The organism is Stenotrophomonas sp. CFBP 13718 (genome assembly GCF_014842145.1).
Taxonomy (GTDB): domain Bacteria; phylum Pseudomonadota; class Gammaproteobacteria; order Xanthomonadales; family Xanthomonadaceae; genus Stenotrophomonas.
The window spans coordinates 1-473 of record NZ_JACYVC010000025.1 but is presented as its reverse complement, the minus strand read 5'-3'; the positions used below and the strand labels follow the sequence as shown (position 1 = coordinate 473).

1 protein-coding gene is annotated in these 473 nt (G+C 59.6%); it reads left to right on the top strand.

Going from position 1 to position 473, the window contains the following annotated elements:
- Positions 1 to 473: transposase (locus IFT58_RS19045; protein ID WP_192096552.1), on the top strand; the 473-nt coding region annotated here is incomplete at both ends.

Sequence of the window (473 nt, the reverse complement as noted above, 5' to 3'; positions counted from 1 at the left end):
CGCTGGCTGCAGAAGTGGCCGGCCAAGCAGGTCGTGCTTGAAGCGAGCGGGGGGTATGAGCAGGCGGCCTTGGACGCGCTTCATGAGGCCGGCCTGCCAATGGTGCGGATCAATCCAGGCAGGGCGCGTAGCTTCGCCAAAGCCACTGCGCAGCTGGCTAAAACGGACCGGATCGATGCGATGGTGCTGGCCCAGATGGCACACCTGTTGAAGCACACTCGATATGTACCAGCAGCGCCGTGGCAGCGAAAACTAGCTGAATTTTCACTGCGCCGGCGTCATCTGGTGCAGATGCGCAGCAGTGAAAAGCAGCGCATGCGTGCATTCAGTGAACCGGCTCTCCAAGCGATGATGAGCAGCCAACTGGACTACTTGGACGAGCAGATCCGCGTGCTGAACAAGGCAATCGCCGAACAGCTCAGAAATCAGCCCAGTTGGAACAGCTTGGTGGAGATGAAAGGCGTGAGCACCGT